The sequence below is a fragment of the Gordoniibacillus kamchatkensis genome, assembly GCF_000829455.1.
Lineage (GTDB): Bacteria > Bacillota > Bacilli > Paenibacillales > NBRC-103111 > Gordoniibacillus > Gordoniibacillus kamchatkensis.
On the sequence record NZ_JXAK01000001.1, the window covers coordinates 25,169 to 42,568 of the forward strand.

At 60.7% G+C, this 17,400-nt stretch carries 15 protein-coding genes and 1 riboswitch; of the genes, 5 read left to right on the forward strand and 10 right to left on the reverse strand.

Features of this window, described 5'->3' with window-relative positions:
* Positions 1–75: 75 nt before the first annotated feature.
* Positions 76–843, forward strand: coding sequence for a YdcF family protein (locus SD70_RS00115; RefSeq protein ID WP_231570962.1), 768 nt, complete (start codon positions 76–78; stop codon positions 841–843).
* Positions 844–1,556: 713 nt separating this feature from the next.
* Here the strand turns inward: SD70_RS00115 and SD70_RS00125 are convergent.
* Positions 1,557–2,129, reverse strand: coding sequence for a C40 family peptidase (locus SD70_RS00125; RefSeq protein ID WP_052486887.1), 573 nt, complete (start codon positions 2,127–2,129; stop codon positions 1,557–1,559).
* A gap of 151 nt (positions 2,130–2,280) precedes the next feature.
* Between SD70_RS00125 and SD70_RS00130 the strand changes: the two genes are divergently transcribed.
* Positions 2,281–3,390, forward strand: a complete 1,110-nt coding sequence (locus SD70_RS00130) for a polysaccharide deacetylase family protein (RefSeq protein ID WP_041044704.1) — start codon at positions 2,281–2,283, stop codon at positions 3,388–3,390.
* Between the two features lie 51 nt (positions 3,391–3,441).
* On the opposite strand, the gene SD70_RS39055 is transcribed toward SD70_RS00130, so the two are convergent.
* The 9 genes from SD70_RS39055 to SD70_RS00175 all read right to left on the reverse strand — a co-directional run bounded on the left by SD70_RS39055 (position 3,442) and on the right by SD70_RS00175 (position 14,367).
* A complete protein-coding gene (locus SD70_RS39055) occupies positions 3,442–4,131 on the reverse strand; it encodes a 3D domain-containing protein (RefSeq protein ID WP_041044705.1) in 690 nt (229 codons plus the stop codon).
* Positions 4,132–4,139: 8 nt separating this feature from the next.
* Positions 4,140–4,336, reverse strand: a riboswitch (cyclic di-AMP (ydaO/yuaA leader).
* Positions 4,337–4,391: 55 nt separating this feature from the next.
* The gene (locus SD70_RS00140; RefSeq protein ID WP_041044706.1) at positions 4,392–5,579 is read right to left on the reverse strand and encodes an anhydro-N-acetylmuramic acid kinase; all 1,188 of its coding nucleotides are present in this window, start codon (positions 5,577–5,579) and stop codon (positions 4,392–4,394) included.
* Positions 5,569–7,209, reverse strand: coding sequence for a beta-N-acetylhexosaminidase (gene nagZ, locus SD70_RS00145; protein WP_041044707.1), 1,641 nt, complete (start codon positions 7,207–7,209; stop codon positions 5,569–5,571). The genes SD70_RS00140 and nagZ overlap by 11 nt, the downstream gene beginning before the upstream one ends.
* A gap of 7 nt (positions 7,210–7,216) precedes the next feature.
* Positions 7,217–8,389 carry an exo-beta-N-acetylmuramidase NamZ family protein gene (locus SD70_RS00150; RefSeq protein WP_041044850.1) on the reverse strand — a complete coding sequence of 391 codons (1,173 nt, stop codon included), beginning with the start codon at positions 8,387–8,389 and terminating at the stop codon, positions 7,217–7,219.
* Between the two features lie 650 nt (positions 8,390–9,039).
* Positions 9,040–9,690, reverse strand: coding sequence for a hypothetical protein (locus SD70_RS00155; RefSeq protein ID WP_052486923.1), 651 nt, complete (start codon positions 9,688–9,690; stop codon positions 9,040–9,042).
* A 280-nt stretch (positions 9,691–9,970) separates the two neighbouring features.
* Positions 9,971–11,080 (reverse strand): ABC transporter ATP-binding protein, encoded by a 1,110-nt coding sequence (locus SD70_RS00160; protein ID WP_041044708.1) that lies wholly within the window; start codon positions 11,078–11,080, stop codon positions 9,971–9,973.
* A gap of 19 nt (positions 11,081–11,099) precedes the next feature.
* The gene (locus SD70_RS00165) at positions 11,100–11,933 is read right to left on the reverse strand and encodes a carbohydrate ABC transporter permease (RefSeq protein WP_041044709.1); all 834 of its coding nucleotides are present in this window, start codon (positions 11,931–11,933) and stop codon (positions 11,100–11,102) included.
* Positions 11,934–11,945: 12 nt separating this feature from the next.
* Complete coding sequence (locus SD70_RS00170; RefSeq protein ID WP_041044710.1) at positions 11,946–12,866, reverse strand: carbohydrate ABC transporter permease; 921 nt, start codon at positions 12,864–12,866, stop codon at positions 11,946–11,948.
* Between the two features lie 91 nt (positions 12,867–12,957).
* Positions 12,958–14,367 (reverse strand): ABC transporter substrate-binding protein, encoded by a 1,410-nt coding sequence (locus SD70_RS00175; RefSeq protein WP_041044711.1) that lies wholly within the window; start codon positions 14,365–14,367, stop codon positions 12,958–12,960.
* Between the two features lie 188 nt (positions 14,368–14,555).
* Between SD70_RS00175 and SD70_RS00180 the strand changes: the two genes are divergently transcribed.
* The 3 genes from SD70_RS00180 (at position 14,556) to SD70_RS00190 (ending at position 17,361) form a co-directional block, all read left to right on the forward strand.
* Positions 14,556–15,509 (forward strand): BadF/BadG/BcrA/BcrD ATPase family protein, encoded by a 954-nt coding sequence (locus SD70_RS00180; RefSeq protein WP_197080886.1) that lies wholly within the window; start codon positions 14,556–14,558, stop codon positions 15,507–15,509.
* Between the two features lie 22 nt (positions 15,510–15,531).
* Positions 15,532–16,443, forward strand: a complete 912-nt coding sequence (murQ, locus tag SD70_RS00185; protein WP_041044713.1) for an N-acetylmuramic acid 6-phosphate etherase — start codon at positions 15,532–15,534, stop codon at positions 16,441–16,443.
* 336 nt (positions 16,444–16,779) lie between these two features.
* Entirely contained in the window at positions 16,780–17,361 is a 582-nt protein-coding gene (locus SD70_RS00190; protein WP_041044714.1) for a TetR/AcrR family transcriptional regulator, read from the forward strand.
* The last annotated feature ends 39 nt before the right edge of the window (positions 17,362–17,400 follow it).

The window sequence follows — 17,400 nt, forward strand, 5'->3', positions numbered from 1 at the left end:
TGCATTTTTGTTTCTAGCATGGCAAAGTTGGAGGGAAGTGTCAAGATTGCCGGAAAAGGAGCGTGGCCGCACAACATGCTGCTCATGCTGATCAAGGCGATGTACTCGCTTGTGCTTCCTCCCGCCTGCTTCGCCCTGTTGTTCGCCGCAGCAGCGGTTTGGCTCTTCGTTCGTTCCCGCCGCGTGAAAACCGCGCTGGCGGTTGCCGCCGCCACCGTTCTCTTCTGGTTGTCCGGCACGCCTTTAGTCGGTTCGACGCTAATGCGTTCGCTGGAGCAGCGCTACGCGCCCCCCACCGGTACAACCGGCGCCGATTGTATCGTGCTGCTGACGGGCGGCGCCACGCTGGGCACGCCGAATATTGGCGGCGAACTCGGCCACGTCTCGAGCTCTACCGCCGGGCGGCTCGTCACCGCTGCCAGGCTGGCGCGGGACACCGGCCTGCCGCTCATCGTCAGCGGCGGGCAAGTGTTCGCGGCAAGCGCCAATGAAGCGGAAGCAGTGCGGCGCGAGCTGCTCGGCCTTGGCATCCCGGACCGGCAAATCCGGCTCGAGCGAACGAGCCGCAACACGGAGGAGAACGCGGCGAATACAGCTCGTTTGATGCGGGCGAACGGCTTTACCCGCCCGCTGCTCGTCACTTCCGCTTGGCACATGCCCCGGGCCTTAGCTTTGTTCAGCCGCGAAGGCGTTGCCGCTGTCCCCGTGCCGACCGATTATGCGGCCGATGGCTCTTTATCGCCCACGCCGCTGTTGTTCATGATGACGCCGTCCGGCATGGAGATGACCGGAACCGCGCTGAAAGAATATTTGGGGCTGCTGGTGATACAGTTGCGCCGATAATGCCGATCATGCGGAAGGGGCGCGGCTTAGAGCGTGATGAGCAGGTCTCGGCACGGCGTGAAGCCGGCCTCGGAATCTGTCGAGGCATTTACGATCATTCCGAATCTCAGTAAGTAGTTTAATTCTTAGATTGGCGTTAGCATCGTCTCTACTTGACAACGGGCTGGACAAGTTCTATTTTTGGGTCAATTCCTTTGCGCTAAAGCTGCAAGTGCAAGCAACGGACTCACAATCCGTTATTTGATCTATGGTTCCTCTGTTGGACGTTCTAACGGACCCAATTGCAGCTATATGGCGCGCGAACCGCTCGTTTGAACCGTTTCCTGCGAAATAACGTCTCGTCAGACCGTTATGTTTGAAAATATGCCGTTTGGACAAAAATAACGGCTTCCTGGTCCGTTTCGGGTGTTTCAGCCCTCCATGGGGATGGATCCGCCGCTGTTGCTCCAAAAGCACTTGCAGAGCGACGTTGCGCAAAAAAAGCCATCGTAGTTGCTTTATACGCAATTGCGGCAGCCCTTCTGCAGCAATCTCCCACTGAGCCCCGGGCAGTTGCTCCAAAAGCACTTGCAGAGCGCCGCTACGCAAAAAAGGCCGCCGCAATTTCGTTTTACGCAATTGCGGCAGCCTTTTTGTGCATCCCCCACGCTAACCCGTAACACGCAGCGGTGCACGTAAGCCCGGACGAAAACAGGGCCGAGCTCCGCCGCGGACTACAGTACCCGCTTCGCGCCGACGTACTTAGGTCCCCAGTAGGTGCTATTGAGGTTAGCGACATGTACGCCGTACGACGTCGTAGCCGAAATAAAGCGGTTGTCCCCCATATATATTCCGACATGGGAAGCGTTACGTCCCTCCGTCCGAAAAAAGACGAGGTCGCCCGGCTGCAGCTCGCGCACATCGTCGCCGACGGCGAACATTTCCCGTGACGTGCGCGGCAGCTCGACGCCGTGGCGGCGGTAAACGTATTGCACGAAGCCGGAGCAATCGAACCCTCCGGGCTTCGTTCCGCCCCAAACGTAAGGCGCCCCGACATAATCGCCGGCCGTCTCTACAATGAGCCTGGTCTGGGCCTCCGGCGGCTCGGGAACATTGGTCCCTCCTGCCAAACCGGACGAAGTATTGCCCACTTGAACGTTCGCGGCGAGCTGCGGCAGAGCCGCGGCCTCGGCAACTGCTCCTGCTGCGGCAAGCCGCAACATGGCAGCTTGCGGCAAAACGCCCTGCGCAAGGCCCAGCCAAGCGCACCCGAGCACCGCCACGACCGGTCTTATGAACCGTTGCAAAGCAATCGTCCCTCCTGAAAACGGGTATACATATCTTGGTTCATTTTGAACCAGTTGGATGCCGATCATGTAACCAATTTTTTCTAGCCGCCTCGGATAAAATGCCCCCTGACGAGCAAACTACAAGAAACAAACGCGGGGAGGAACATCGATGAGGAACCTCACAACCGTCGCGCTTGTCTGCGCACTGCTGTCCGCCGCATCTGCAGGCTGCTCCCTGAAGCCTGACAGCAGTTCGGCGCCAGGCGGAGCGGCGGCGCTTACGCTGCCTCCCGCAGCCCAGCTCGAATCTGCGCTGCAAGCGCCGCAGCCGACCCCAGCCCCGCCGGGCCCGGCTAGCGAACCTGCCCGCATTCCGCCACCCGGGCCGGCAAACGCGCCTGACCGCGCGCCGTCGTCCAAGCCAGCCGAGATCGGCGGCGGGAAAGCCGAACCCGCGCCGGTGCCGCCCCCGGTCCCTTCCCCTGCAGCTCCGGCCGCCGCTGACAGAAGCAGGCAGGCGCCACCCGCTTCGGCTGATCGAAAGCCGGCCGCAAAGCCGAAAAAGGAGCGGGGGGACAAAAAATCGATACCGGTGCAGCAGCAACGCGTCGCGCAAAAGGCGCTTTCGCTCGGCCAGCTGCGGCAAAAATATTCGTCCAGCTTCAAAGTATCCGGCTCCCCTGCCGAGAACAAAATCGCCCTCACGTTCGACGACGGCCCGGACGACAAGTTCACCGTTCAAGTGCTGGACACGCTCAAACAGTACAACGTCAAGGCAACGTTTTTCGTTATCGGCTTCCGCGCCAAACAGCATCCCGAGCTTATCGCCCGGATGGTGCGGGAAGGGCACGTTGTCGGCAACCATTCGTACAACCATGCGAATTTGCCGAAGCTGTCGGATCCGAGCTTCGAACAGCAGGTCGAACATACGCAGGCGGTGCTCAAAAGCTTGATCGGCTACGAGCCGAAGCTGTTCCGCCCGCCCTACGGCGCGGTTAACGAAAATCAAGTGAAATGGGCGGCCGAGCACCAATTTCTGATCGTCAACTGGAACGTCGATTCGTTGGATTGGAAAGGCTTGAGCGAGGAGCAGGTGACAAGAAACATTCTCTCCTCGACGCGGGCGGGCTCGATCGTTTTGCAGCATTGCGGCGGGGGCGGGACACAGGACTTATCGGGCACGGTCAAGGCGCTGCCCACCGTTATTAAGCAGCTTAAGAGCAAAGGATATCAATTCGTCACCGTCCCCGAGCTGCTGCACGTGCCGAAAAACAAATGAAAAAAGCTTCCGGCCGCCTGGAAGGGCGGCCGGAAGCTTTTGCCGGGAAAATTATTTCAATACGTACAAATTCACGTTCTGCATGCCGAAGTCCTCAGCTTTCCCGACCGAATGCGGCATGAAAATGTCGATGCGGCCGCCTTTGATCGCTCCGCCGACGTCCGAAGCGGTGGCGACGAAGCCATCCGGCATGCCGGCGAACTTATAGCCGGTCACATACACTTTCGAGCCGAGCGGAATCATATTCGGGTCGACGGCGATCGTACCGAACCTCAGCGCGTTGCCGAAGTAGTCGATGCCGCCCCAACCGCCGTTTTCTTCCGGGCTGCCCGTGTAGGCAGTGGCGACGGCGTTCAGCTGCTTGCTGTACGCCAGCTTCGAGCCGGATGCCGTAGCGACCGTCGGCTCTTGCGGCGCAGGAGCCGGAGCTGCTGCTTTCGTCTCGGCAGCCAGCACTTTCGGCGCGCCCGCCGCTGCATCGTGCACTGTACCCGGAAGCTTGAAAGTGATGCCCGCGTATACGTTCAGCGGATCGATGCCGCGGTTCGCGTCGAGCAGATCCTGAAGCGGGATGCCCAGCTTGCGGGAAACGACCCAGAACGTATCGTTGTCTTGCGTAATGTAAGTGCCGCTGGCGGCTACCGCCGCATGCGCCGGGGTTGCGGCAGCGAAGCTGAATCCGGCGATGGACAAGCCTAATACGAGGCCGGCCCAAGTTTTCTTCAATGGCGACATAGTCATTGGTGCAGTTCTCCTTTAGTGTATTGCCTACGAGGTTAGTTGTCGGGTTCGGACAAAGGATAGTCCCTACTCGGGTTCAAACCGAGATTCACCCCTAGCGTAACGGATGCCGGCTGCCCGCGTCGCCGCGTGCCGTATCGTATCGTTCGCCTTTAATGCGTCCCCCGCACCTCCCATAAGCGAGAGGTTTCGGCTCCAAAAAGGCTACCATATCGCGCCTGATTTGAAAACCCGCAAAACTTTCCAAGAGAAGGCCGGCCTTACGGCAGCGCCAGTTTGCCCATTACAGTCGCCATGCTGGCCCCCGTCGCCGACGGCAAGTTGTTCGGGATGCCGTGCACGAAATTGTTGCCAAGCAGCGCGAACGCGATCGCTTCTTTGGCATCGCCGCTTAGTCCGAACTCGTCCGAGGCGATGACCCGCTGCGCCGGCAGCAGCTCGGCCAGCATGCGCATCAGCGTCCCGTTGCGGGCTCCGCCCCCGGATACGATCACATCGTGGATTTCCATATGCGGAAACACGAACTGACGGTAGCTGTCCGCGATGGAATGGGCCGTGAACGCCGTCGCCGTGGCGACGATGTCGGCCGCGGCCGCTCCGGCCGCCTGCGCTTTGGCCATCCAGCCGGAAGCGAACGTTTTGCCGAACATTTCTCGGCCCGTCGTCTTCACGGGAGGAAGGGCAAAATACGGATGCGCCAGCAGCTCGGCCAGAAGATCGTCCCGCACTTTGCCTTGCGCCGCCCAGCGGCCGCCTTCGTCGTAGCTTTGCGTGCCGCCGCTCAGCTCATACACGGCCTGATCGATGATCATATTGCCCGGTCCCGTGTCGAACGCGATCGTTTGCTTCGGCCGGCCGGCTGCTGGAATGGCGGCGCAGTTGCCGATGCCGCCGACGTTTTGGGCGATGCGTCCTCTCGTCTCGTCGCGGAGCAGCAGGAAGTCCGCGTAAGGCGCCAGAGGCGCCCCTTGGCCGCCGACAGCCATATCCGCGGTTCGGAAATCGCCGACCGTGACGATACCGGTTTCTTTGGCAATGACGCTAATATCGCCGATCTGGAGCGTGGAACGCACCAAATATTTGTCGTCCGCGTCGGCGACCGGAATGTGCCACACCGTCTGGCCGTGGGAAGCGATCAGGTCGATGTCTTCCAGCCGGAGCCCCGCTTCGCGCACTGCCTGGCGCACGGCGGCGGCGAACCTGTGGCCGAGGTAGAAATTGAGGCCGCACACCTCCGGCGTGCTTGACTCGTCCGGCGTGCATACTGCCTTCAGCCGCTCCCTCAGCTCGTCCTCGTAAGGCAGCGCCGAGAAGGCGACGAGCTCCGCCTTGCTCCCGATTCCCGCCCCTGCGATGCGGACGATCGCGGCGTCGATGCCGTCCAGCGAAGTGCCGGACATCAGTCCGACGACAAGCTTTTCCCGTTTATTCAGCAGTTCAACGAGCATCTGTGGTAACCCCCCAGCCTATAGTATAATTTGCGCCTACCGACACGGGCAGCTTGCCGCGCGCCGCCGCGCGGCCGGCCAGCACTTGCGCCGCGCTGCGAAGCGCGAGCGGTCGGCTTTCGTACGTGCACACATAAGCCGGCACGTCGGGAAACGCGAGCAGGTCATACGGATTGCGCGTCGCCACGACGATCGGCCTTTTGCCGAGCGCGAGCAGATCGAGAACAAGCGCCTGCTGCTCGGCATCGAAATGGGCGTTATACGTCGTTACGACAATTTGCTCGTAACCGGCTGCCAGTTCGAGCGCCCGGGCACGCAGAACCGACGTCTGCGCCAGCGGAATCGCCAGCTCCTGCACGTCGCAGCCGAGCGCGGCAAGCGCCCCGCCCAGCGTATGACGTGCATCCAGTTCGTCGTCGACCATCGCCACGACAGCCGGCTCAACGGCGAGGACAAGCGTCGGCTGCGCGGCGAACGGGAGCAGGCTGCCGTCGTTTTTGACGACGGTGACGCCGGCAAGGCTGAGCGCCGCTGCCGCTTCCAGGTGCTCCGCCGCACCGACCGCCGCGAGACGCTCGTCCAGCGGCGCCGGCTTGCCGTTCTGCAGCAGGCCGCGCTTTTCCTTCAGCGCAAGCAGGCGCCGTACCGACGCATCGATTCGCTCCTCGCTTAACCGGCCGGAACGGACCGCAGCCGTAATAGCCTCGATCGCGCCGACCTGCAGCTCGTACGTATGGCTGATGAGCACAGCGTCCGCTCCGGCTTCAATCGCCATGACCGAAGCTTCTACCGTGCCGTAATGCTTCGATATCGCGTGCATCTCCATACAGTCGGTAACGATGACCCCGTCGTAGCCGAGCTCTTCCCGCAGCAGGCCGGTCAGCACGCTCGGCGACAGCGTAACGGGCAGCTTGCGCTCTTCAAACGCCGGGAAATAAATATGCGACGACATGATGCAATCGACACCCGCAGCGATAGCCGCCACGAACGGCTTCAGCTCGACGGCAAACATGCGCTCGCGCCCGTGCGGCACGACCGGCAAGTCGAGGTGCGAGTCGGTCTCAGTATCTCCATGGCCGGGAAAATGTTTCGCCGTCGCCGCCACCCCCGCGTCCTGCAAGCCGCGTACCGCCGCGGCTCCGAACGCCGCGACGGACTCCGCATTCTCGCCGAAAGAGCGCACGCCGATGACGGGATTGCGCGGATTGTTGTTAACGTCGAGCACCGGCGCGAAGTTAAGGTTGATGCCGAGCGCGCGCAGCTCCTCGCCGCAAATGCGCGCCGCCCGGTACGCCGCTTCCGGCACGCCGCCGGCAGCGAGCGCCATCGCGCCGGGCATGAGCGCGACGCCGTCCGTAATGCGCGCCACCATGCCCCCCTCCTGATCGATCGCGATCCAAAGCGGAAGCGTCCCGGCCTCGCGCGCCGCCTGCTGCAGCGAATCGCTCAGCTCCGCCACTTGGCGCACGTTCTGCACGTTGCGGGCAAAATAAATAATGCCGCCGACCCGATAGTCGCGCACGAGGCGAAGCGCCTCTGCGGACGGCGTCAGGCCGGCGAAACCGATCATGACGAGCTGGCCGATTTTTGTTCCAGGGTCAACTTGCGAATGTCCATGCCACCACGGCACCTCCGGTTCAGTTATACAGGCAATACGGGCGGCGCAGCTCGTTCCACAGCGCTTCATCCCGCTCCCAATCTTGCAGGATGCGGGACAATCCGCCCGGCTTGCCGAGGGTCGTCCGGACGGCGTCGCCGCCTGTCAGCAGATCGATAAACGGCCGTCCGCCCTCGCGATACGGCGGCAGCCAGGCGAAGCGGTCGGGGAACAGCGATTGTACGGCGTCAAGAAGATGCAAGCCTGTAAGGACAGGACGGTACGCTGCCGGCTCGGTGACGAACAGCCGCACGCCGCCGCACAGCTCGCCCTGATGCTTGGAGAACGTCGGGGTAAAATGCCACGGGAGCGCATGCACCCCCGGCAATCCCCGCCCGTTCAATTCGCGCGCCAGCCGCTCGCCGTTGACCCACGGCGCGCCGATCAGCTCGAACGGGCGCGTCGTGCCCCGGCCTTCGGACAAGTTCGTGCCTTCGAACAGGCATGTGCCGCCGTACACCCGCACCGTTTCCGGCGTCGGCATGTTCGGCGACGGCACCATCCAAGGCAGCCCCGTCCGCTCGTACGTCATGCTCCGGTCCCAGCCGGCGAGCGGGACGACGGTCAGTTCGCACTTCTGTGCCAGCAGCGAGTTCATGTAAAGCGCCGTCTCTCCAATCGTCAAGCCAGTGCAGATCGGCAGCCGCGCTGCGCCGACGAACGACTCGAAGCCGGGCGCGAGCAGTCCGCCTTCTCCTGCGCCGCTGCCGAACGGATTCGGCCGGTCGAGCACGACTAGCGGCTTGCCAGCCGCAGCGCACTCCTCAAGCAGCATCAGAAGCGTGGACAAATACGTGTAGAAACGCACCCCTACGTCTTGAATATCGAACACAACGGCGTCTATCGCCTCCAGCATGTGCGGCTGGAGCCGTTTTCCGGCGGCGCTGTAAAGGCTGAATACCGGGATGCCGAGCCGCTCGTCGCGTTCGTCTTCGAACAGCACGCCGGCTTGGCGGTCGCCGCGTATGCCGTGCTCGCAAGCGAGCAGCGCCGCCAGCTTGGCGCGCTTCGAGCCTGCGAGCAGCTCGATGGTCGATTCGAACCGCGCATTGATCCCGGTCGGATTCGTCAGCAGCCCGATTCTGGCGTCCGGGAGCCACGCCGCTTCGGCTTCGGCAAGCCGGTCCGCCCCTGTTTGTACGACAGCTTTCATGGCCAAAACCACTTCCTTCCGCATTTATGCCGCATGATAAGCTCCTGGCGGGCCTATTCGACGAGCTGCGTCCGCAAAGCTTCGCGCAGCGAAACCGGATCGTATGCCGGGAGCTTTTCCTGCCGTTATGAAAGATTTTTATTTCGCTTTGCCTGAAACATTCCGAATCGGTGAAAGGGAGCGAATGGCAGGCTGCCAGAGAAAGTAGGGCAGCCTGAACGCTCGGCTTAACGGAACAGGGTTCCGCTATTCAAAGGTTCGAGCTACAACAGCGGCGAGTTAACGGAACACCGTTCCGCTATCAACGATCGATTGCCGGGCAAGACCGCTAAATTTACGTTTTGAATGGCGAATAACGGATTCCTGTGCCGCTAATTCCGGGAAATAACGGGAAATACCCGGCTTAACGGAACAGCGTTCCGCTATTGCCTTGTGCACCTCAGTTGAATCGGCTGAGGCCGGGGCAGCTATGATGCCCGAGGGACGGAACAGCGTTCCGCTACTGCCTTCACCCCCCGGCTCAGCACCTTCAGTCCTTGCCGCAACCGGCTGAGGCCGGGGAAACCGGCGCCGAACTTCGAAAAAGAGGCATTCCCCTCCGCTCCTCAGAAACCAGGGTTCGTGCCTCTCTCTCCTGCCTCATTCTTGAGTCATGCCTTATCGTCCGCGGGCCTGATCACGTTCGCGGCGGCAGCGTTCCAGTACATAGCGAGCGCTCCTACATACAGCGCTGCATATCCGACGACCGTCACAAGCAGCAGCACGCCGATGGCCGCCGCCTGCAGGCATGCTCCGACCGTGTAGCCCGGGTGCTTGAAAAACAGCTTCACGCTTTGCCCCATCGCCGCGCCTATGCCGACGCCTTCCTGGACGACGAGCGGCAGCGTATAAAACTGCGAGACGAGCACCATCGCCACAAAGTACGTCTGAAACACGGCCAGCCCGAAGTACAGCGTGCCGCTGCGCGAGCCGTAATACCACCAGGACGAGACGAGGATAAGCGCGAACAAGCCGCACAGCAGGCCGAACAGCGCCGAGGCGCCGTAATGCTTCACCGTCCCGCGCAGCATCGATGCGGCGCGAATGCCGCCTTCGCGCGACGCTTGGTGCGCGGCATAGAGGGCGCCCGCCGCGAGCGGCACATACAGCAAACAGAGCACGAACGCCGCGGCGGGAACCGGCAGCATCAGCACGGCCGGGATCAATACAATCGAGCTGATGAGCGACAGCAGCACTACCGCCGTAATTTCCCGATACACCAAAACTCCGGACCGGACCAGCACTTCGCTCAGCTTTTTCATGCGCTCCACCTCCTTCCCGGGCGTGCCGCCCCCCGCTTGATATGCCGCAAACGCAAGCCAAGCCGCTTCCGCCAAATTCGCCCAACGCGCGCGGCAAAGCAGTCCCTCCGCCCGATTTCATGCGCAGCGCAACGGAGGGGCAGCCCGGCGTGCTGCGGGAGCCGCATGACGGCGTGATCGGCACGCAACTGCCCGCGCGGTATCGCCCCCGTGCAAAACGGCAGCCACCGCACCTTGCGCCTCAACGCGCAGCGTGAACTGCACACTCTGCAAACATCGATCAAAACACGATTCTCTGCTCCGTCTGCGGATCGAACCAATGCAGCTTCGCCGCATCGAGGACGAACGTCTGCCGCGCACCGAGCGCAACCGGCAGCTCCGGATGGACGCGCGCCGTCACCATGCGCTCCCCGACGCGGAAGTAGACGAGACTCTCGGCGCCGAGCTGCTCTACGACCTGCACGTGAGCCTCGAGCTTCGCGCTGCCCGCTCTGTCCGGGGCCATCGCTTCGCCGTAAATGTGCTCCGGCCGGACGCCGAGCACGATCGGCTTGCCTTCATACGCGCCAAGCGCGCGCGCCGCCGCCTCCGGCAGCGGGAACGCCGTGCCGCCCGCCAGCAGCGCTTGGCCGCCGCCAATGCGGGCGTCGATGAAGTTCATCGCCGGCGAGCCGATAAAGCCGGCCACGAACATATTGTTCGGCTTGTTGTACAGCTCCGTCGGCGAGGCGATCTGCTGGATCTCCCCTTCGTTCATGACGACGATGCGCTCGCCGAGCGTCATCGCCTCCACCTGATCGTGCGTCACGTACACGATCGTCGCCCCGAGCCGCTTGTGCAGCTCGGCCAGCTCGACGCGCATCTGAATGCGCAGCTTGGCGTCGAGGTTCGACAGCGGCTCGTCGAACAGGAACACCTGCGGATCGCGCACGATCGCGCGGCCGACGGCGACGCGCTGCCGCTGGCCGCCGCTCAGCTCGCGCGGCTTGCGGCTCAGCATGTCGCCCAGGCCGAGAATGCTCGAGGCCTCTTTCACCTTGCGCTCGATCTCGTCCTTCGGCCGCTTCAAATTGCGCAGGCCGAAGGAAAGATTTTCCGCGATCGTCATGTGCGGGTACAGCGCGTAGTCCTGGAACACCATCGCGATGTCGCGGTCTTTCGGATGCAAGTCGTTGACGACCCGCTCTCCGATCCTGATGTCCCCGCTCGTCTGCCGCTCCAGCCCGGCGATCATGCGCAGCGACGTCGTTTTGCCGCAGCCCGACGGCCCGACGAAGACGACGAATTCGCGGTCCTCGATGACGAAGCTCGACCCTTTCACCGCGGTGAACGAGCCTCTTTTTTCGTCTTCGTATACTTTCACAATGTTTTTAAATTCCACGCGTGCCATGCGGAAACCTCCCCCCCAATCACCCTTTGACGGCGCCTACCGTAATGCCTTGCAGGAAATAACGCTGCAGCGAGAAGAACAGAATGACCATCGGCAGCGCGCCGACGCTGGCTCCCGCCATAATGGCTCCGTAGTCAGTCGATTCCGCGAACACGAAGCTGGCGAGGCCGACCTGTATCGTGCGCATCTCGGAGCTCTTCGTCACGAGCAGCGGCCAAAAAAACTCGTTCCACTGCGCCACGAACGTAAAAATTGCCAGCACCGCAAGACCCGGCTTGGCCATCGGCAATATCACCTTGCGGTAAATGCCGAACTCGCTGCAGGCGTCGATGCGCGCCGCATGGATGAGCGATGTCGGCAGCGTCGACATATACTGCTTCATCAGGAAAACGTTGCCGACGGATACGACCGCCGGCAGCACGATCGCCGTGTACGTATCGCCGAGCTGAAAAATGTTGATCATGAGAATATAGAGCGGAATAAGCGTCACTTGCGCCGGGATCATCATCGTCGTCAAGAGAGCCCAAAAGATCGTCTTGCTGCCCGGAAATTTCAGCTTGGCGAAGGCGTAGCCGGCAAGCGAGGCGAAAAACACGTTCGTGACCGTCACCACGGAAGCGACGATGACCGAATTGACGATCCAGCGGACCGCCGCCGCTTTGTGGAAAAACCGCTCGTAAGGGGCGATCGACCATATTTCCGGAATCATTTGCGGCTTAAAGACGGCCGACGCCGCCGAGTCCTGGAACGATCCGATGAACATCCAGTACAGCGGTATGACGGTGACGAACGCCCAGACGATAAGGACGGCAAGGGCGACGGCAATCAGCGCGATTTTCGATTTGGATGTCATGCCCCGGCCCCCCTAGTACTCGATATCCGTCGAGAAAAATTTGAACTGCAGCACGGAGACAATGACGATAACCGCCGCCAGCACGAACGCCTGCGCCGAAGCGAGGCCGAACTGGTTGAAGTTGAACGCCGTCTGGTAAATCAAATAGGCGATCGTCGTCGTCGCGAAGTCCGGGCCGCCTTGCGTCATCAAGTAGACCGAAATGAATACCTGGAACGACGTAATGACGCCGGTGACGAGCAGGTACAGCGTCGTCGGCTTGAGCAGCGGCCACGTAATGCGCGAGAACTTTTTCCAGCCGCTCGCATGGTCGATGTCCGCCGCCTCGTACAGCGATTTCGGAATGCCGCCCATCGCCGCCAGGTACAAAATGATGCCGCTGCCGTGCGAGCCGAGCCAGCTCATCAGCATGAGCGAAAACAAGGCCGTGCTTTTTTGCCCGAGCCAGATGACGGGGTCGAGCCCGAGCTGGATGAGCAGACGGTTCAGCATCCCGCTCGGCGTCGGATCGAAAATCGCGATCCAGACGATCGACAGCGTAACGCCGGAGGCGACGGTCGGCAGGTACAGCACCGCCTTGAAAAACGTCTGCGCCCGCTGCTTCAGCTGGAAAATGAGAAACGCCAGCCCGAAGGAAATCAAGATGTTGACGGGAACGGTCCCGATCGTGAAAATGACGGTGTTCCGCATCGACTTCCAGAACACGTCGTCCTTGAACATGTACGTATAGTTGTCGAAACCGACCCATGTCGACTTCAAAATGCCGTACTTTTGAAAACTGATGACGAACGCCCAACCGACCGGGTAAAGCGTAAATACGAGAAAGAGCAGCACCGGCACGGCGATGAACGCGTACGCCCAGCCGTAGTTCCGCAAAAACTGGCGAAAGCGCGCGGCTCCGCTTCCGGCGGCATGCGAGGTAGTCGACCGCATAAAACCCTCCTTGCTGGCTAACGGACAGCTGCCGATTGTATAGAAAGAAAAGCCCCATATAATCTAGCTATACGGGGCTTCTTCCAATGGTTTACTGACCCAAAATTTGTTTGCCTTTGGATTTGAATTCGTCCGCCAGCTGATCAGGCGTCTTGGACCCGGTGAACAGCGCCTGCACGCCCGGCTTCACCACTTGCTCGTAGTACTGCTTCACTTTCGCCGACGTGTCGGCGCTGATCGTCAGATCGACCGGCATCGCCACGCTTTTTGCCATCGCTTCTGCGGCCGCCTTGTTGTACGGCTGCGCCAGGCCTTTGCCTTCGAACAGCTTCGCCTGCGACTGGCGGACGAACGGCAGGCACAGCTCGTTGGCGGAGTTGCCGGCTTTCGCGCCGCTCAAAGCTTCCATGACGAGGAACGTGTTTTTCGCGTGCTCTTCGCCTTTGTCGTTCTTCTGTTTGAAGGCGACATAGCCTTCGGCGCCGGACGTCGTTTTCGCCGGATACTTATCGTTGTGCGGCACGGGCAGCTGGATGTAGTCGATTTTCTCGCCCTTCACTTTGCCTGCGTCGATATCTTTGTTGCGGTTCGCGATCATAACGTCATAGTAAGGAATCGCTTTGGAAATAATCGCCGCCTGGCCGGCATAGAACATATCGGTCCGTTTTTGCGCTGCGAGCGCCGCCGTTTCTTTCGGCATAACGCCGCTCTTCATCAGGCCGTCGATAAATTTCAAGGAGTCGAGGATGCGGTCGTCGTTCCAGATGAACTTGCCGTCTTTGTCGACGACGTCGTCCAGGCCGGAGTTGCGCGTCACAAGCTGGATAAAGTCGTTGTTGGCGCCGTTGCCGTCGGTGACGAGACCGTACTGCATGCTGCCGTCCGGAAGCTTCTTCGTCAGCTTCTTGGCGATTTCCGCGAACTCGCTCCACGTCCAGCCTTGCTGCTGAATTTTTTTCCAGTCTACGCCGGCTTCCTCGAGGATGCGCTTGTTGCCGCCCCAGCCCCACTGGAATTGGTACAGCGGCAGGCCGTACTGCTTGCCCTGGATTTTCGCCAGGTCGAGCGTTCCCGGCAAGTAGTCGCCTTTAATTTCGGGGGTCAAGTATTGGTCGAGCTGCAGCGCGAGGCCTGTGCTCACATATTGGCCGCTTACGGCGTGGAAGTACAGGTCCGGCGGATCGCCCGCGTTGAGCGCGACGTCGAATTTCTTCGGACCTTCCGCCCATGACAGCATTTCGTATTCGACCTTGATGTTCGGGTATTTGGCGTTGAAATCTTTGATCAGATCTTTCAAATCGTCTTCATATTTCGCATGTACGGGATAAGTCCATACTTTAACGGTGTCCGGCTTGCCTTGCTGCTCGGTTTTGGGCGCGTCTTTGCCGCCCGTTCCCGTGCCTCCGCTTGCGCTCGGCGCCGGATCTTTTTTGCTGCATGCAGCCGTTACGAATACAAGCGCGAGCACAAGGCTCCATACTAACCATTTGCTTTTTCTCACGTTTGCGTGCCCCCCCTAACAGTAAATGGGAATGATATCGCTTCCATTCCAATGAGCCCATTATAGCTTGTGTGAAATAATATTTCAAGATGTTTTTTATTATCTGAAATTTTGTTTTACAAAGCGTGTTAACTATTTTATACTACAGGAAAAAGCTCACGTATCACGTAATATGCATAAAGAAGCGGGTGAAAACATTGCAATACACGATAGGGATAGACGGCGGCGGCACGAAAACGGAAGCCGTTGCCCTCGAGCTCGGCGGGGAGGCGCCTATAGCGGAAATGGTCGGCGGCGCCAGCAACGTGTTCGCCGTCGGCTTCGAGCAGGCAGTCAGCGCCGTCACCGATATTTTGGATCGGCTATGGACGTCCGGCACACTCTCGGCGTCGGATTGCGCCGGCATCTGTATCGGCCTAGCCGGAGCCGATCGCGACGAAGAGCGCCGCAAGTGGCGCGACGCTTTGCTTCGGTACGCCCGCCTGCGCGGCGTGCCGGAGCATATGCGGCTCCTTGTCGGCAACGACGCGGAGATCGCTCTGTACGGCACGACTCGGCAGCTGGCCGGTATGGTCGCGATCAGCGGCACCGGCTCGATCGTGTACGGCATTACCGCTGACGGGCGCAAGCTGCGCGCCGGCGGCTGGGGCCATCTGCTCGGCGACTGGGGCAGCGGCTACGCGATCGGTCTGCGCACGCTGCAAACTGTCATGGACAGCTTTGACGGCATTTTGCCGCCGACCCGGATGACGGAGATGGTGCTGGAGCGCATAGGGATCGCCTCGCCGCCGGAGCTGAAAGATTACGTATACGCGCCCGAGAGGAAAAAGCAGGACTTCGCCGGCTTCGCCCGAATTTGCATCGAAGCGGGCGCAGACGGCGATGAGGCGGCGCAAGCGGTGCTGCGCGAGGAAGCGCAGAAGCTGGCGGCGCAGACGGCGGCGCTCGTGCGCCGCCACCCGCCTTTTGCGAGCGGAGAGCTCGTGTTGGCGGGATCGATCTTCACCCGCTCGGCTTTGTTCCGCGCTGCGTACGAAGCCGAGCTGCGCCAAGTTTCTTCGCAGCTGCGGCCCGTGCCGATGAAACGCTCCGCTGCGCACGGAGCCGCGCTGCTGGCAGCCTCTCCCGCTGCGGAACGATAACGATCTTAAAGGAGCTTTCAACATGAGTAACTTGCTCAGCAAACTGACGACGGAACAAGTGAATGAACATACGCGAGGCATTGACCGGCTCAGCACGCTCGACATCGTGCGCCGCATCCATGAGGAAGACCGCAAGGTAACTGCGGCTGTCGAGGCGATTTTGCCGGATATTGCCGCCGCCACGGACCTCATCATCGCCGCCTTCAAGCGCGGCGGGCGAATGTTTTACGTCGGCGCCGGCACGAGCGGACGGCTCGGCATCCTCGATGCGTCGGAATGCCCGCCGACGTTCGGCACCGATCCGTCGATGGTGCAAGGCATTATCGCCGGCGGCGACAAAGCGATTCGCGACGCCGTCGAGGGGGCCGAGGACCACGCCGAGAACGGCGCCTCCGATCTCGACGAGCGCGGCGTAACGGCCAGCGACGTCGTCGTCGGCATCGCGGCAAGCGGCCGCACGCCGTACGTGCTCGGCGCGATGCGGCGGGCGAAAGAGCTCGGCGCTTCCGTCATCGGCCTGTGCAACAATTTGGATTCGCCGATGCGGGATTGCGCCGACCTGATGCTGGAAGCCGTCGTCGGCCCCGAAGTCGTGCTCGGCTCGACGCGCATGAAATCGGGCACCGCGCAAAAAATGATTTTGAACATGCTGACGACGACGGCGATGATCCGCATCGGCAAAGTGTACGACAACTTGATGGTCGATCTCGTTCCGACGAACGAGAAGCTGGTCTACCGCTCCAAGCGGATCATCCGGCTCGCGACCGGCGCGAACGACGACGATGTGAACGCCGTTACGTATGCGAGCGGCGGCCATGTCAAGACGGCCATCGTCATGCTGCTGGCCGGCGTCGACGCGGCCCGCGCGGGCGAGCTGCTGGCGCAGGGGGACGGCTTCGTGCGGCAAGCGGTCGAGCTTGCGGCGCAGCGCTGACGCTCGTCCCTTCGCGAAACGGCCCGGCGAACACGACAAAACCTCCTGAACTTCGCGGCTTTGCGCCAAGAGTTCAGGAGGTTTTGCGCGTTTTTAGATGTCGCGCCTCGCGATGCCCTCGACAGGCCGGCGATCGGATCGCCCTTGCCAAGCGGATCTGCCATGAGTGGAGGCTGCCCAGTCCAGGGAATGGGAAAATGAGCGCTCACTCATTCAAAGTAATAAAAAGTTATGATTTTATCTTATTTTTTTTGATTGACAATAAGTGAGCGCTCACTCATAATAAGCATAAATCCTTCCATACAATTCCAAACAGCGAAAAAGCGGGTGGTTTATTTGGACATCAAAGAAAGAATTTTGCACGCGGCGGAACAAGTGATTCGAGACAAAGGGCTGGCTCGGGCGACAACGAAAGAGATTGCCCGCATCGCCGGATGCTCGGAAGGGAGTTTGTACCTTTACTTTAAAGGCAAGGACGATATTTTTTTGCAAGTAACGAGAGGACAGCTGCTTCCGAACTTCAAAAAAACGCTAGTGTCCTTGCCGAAGCGCGTGGGTACTGGAACCGTGCAGGAAACCTTGACGGAGGTTGCGGAAGCGGCGCTAGCGTTCTATCTCCATTCGATGCCCATCTTGGCCTCCGTCTTCTCGGAACCGGAACTATTGACCGGCCACCGGGACGGGTTTCGGGAGCGCAACGAAGGTCCGCACAGGCCTAACGAAACGGTGGCCGCATATCTCCATGCCGAACAAACGAACGGACGCATCGCTCCCGGATTAAAACCGAGGATCGTTGCGGACTTGCTGCTCGGCGCCTGTTTTCAGCGGGCGTTTCAGCTGCAATTTCTGGGCGAAACCGAATCGAAGTCGGCTCAAAAAAACTATGCCGAGAATATCGTTCAAACGTTGTTCGGGTAAACATCATCGCTCGAAAACAAATGATAACTACACACAGGA

Bases quoted from the DNA above. Each gene is read 5' to 3' on its own strand.
- SD70_RS00115 (WP_231570962.1), top strand. From the start codon at position 76: ATGCTGCTCATGCTGATCAAGGCGATGTACTCGCTTGTGCTTCCTCCC.
- SD70_RS00130 (WP_041044704.1), top strand. From the start codon at position 2,281: ATGAGGAACCTCACAACCGTCGCGCTTGTCTGCGCACTGCTGTCCGCC.
- SD70_RS39055 (WP_041044705.1), bottom strand. From the start codon at position 4,131: ATGACTATGTCGCCATTGAAGAAAACTTGGGCCGGCCTCGTATTAGGC.
- SD70_RS00140 (WP_041044706.1), bottom strand. From the start codon at position 5,579: ATGCTCGTTGAACTGCTGAATAAACGGGAAAAGCTTGTCGTCGGACTG.
- SD70_RS00150 (WP_041044850.1), bottom strand. From the start codon at position 8,389: ATGAAAGCTGTCGTACAAACAGGGGCGGACCGGCTTGCCGAAGCCGAA.
- SD70_RS00155 (WP_052486923.1), bottom strand. From the start codon at position 9,690: ATGAAAAAGCTGAGCGAAGTGCTGGTCCGGTCCGGAGTTTTGGTGTAT.
- SD70_RS00160 (WP_041044708.1), bottom strand. From the start codon at position 11,080: ATGGCACGCGTGGAATTTAAAAACATTGTGAAAGTATACGAAGACGAA.
- SD70_RS00165 (WP_041044709.1), bottom strand. From the start codon at position 11,933: ATGACATCCAAATCGAAAATCGCGCTGATTGCCGTCGCCCTTGCCGTC.
- SD70_RS00170 (WP_041044710.1), bottom strand. From the start codon at position 12,866: ATGCGGTCGACTACCTCGCATGCCGCCGGAAGCGGAGCCGCGCGCTTT.
- murQ (WP_041044713.1), top strand. From the start codon at position 15,532: ATGAGTAACTTGCTCAGCAAACTGACGACGGAACAAGTGAATGAACAT.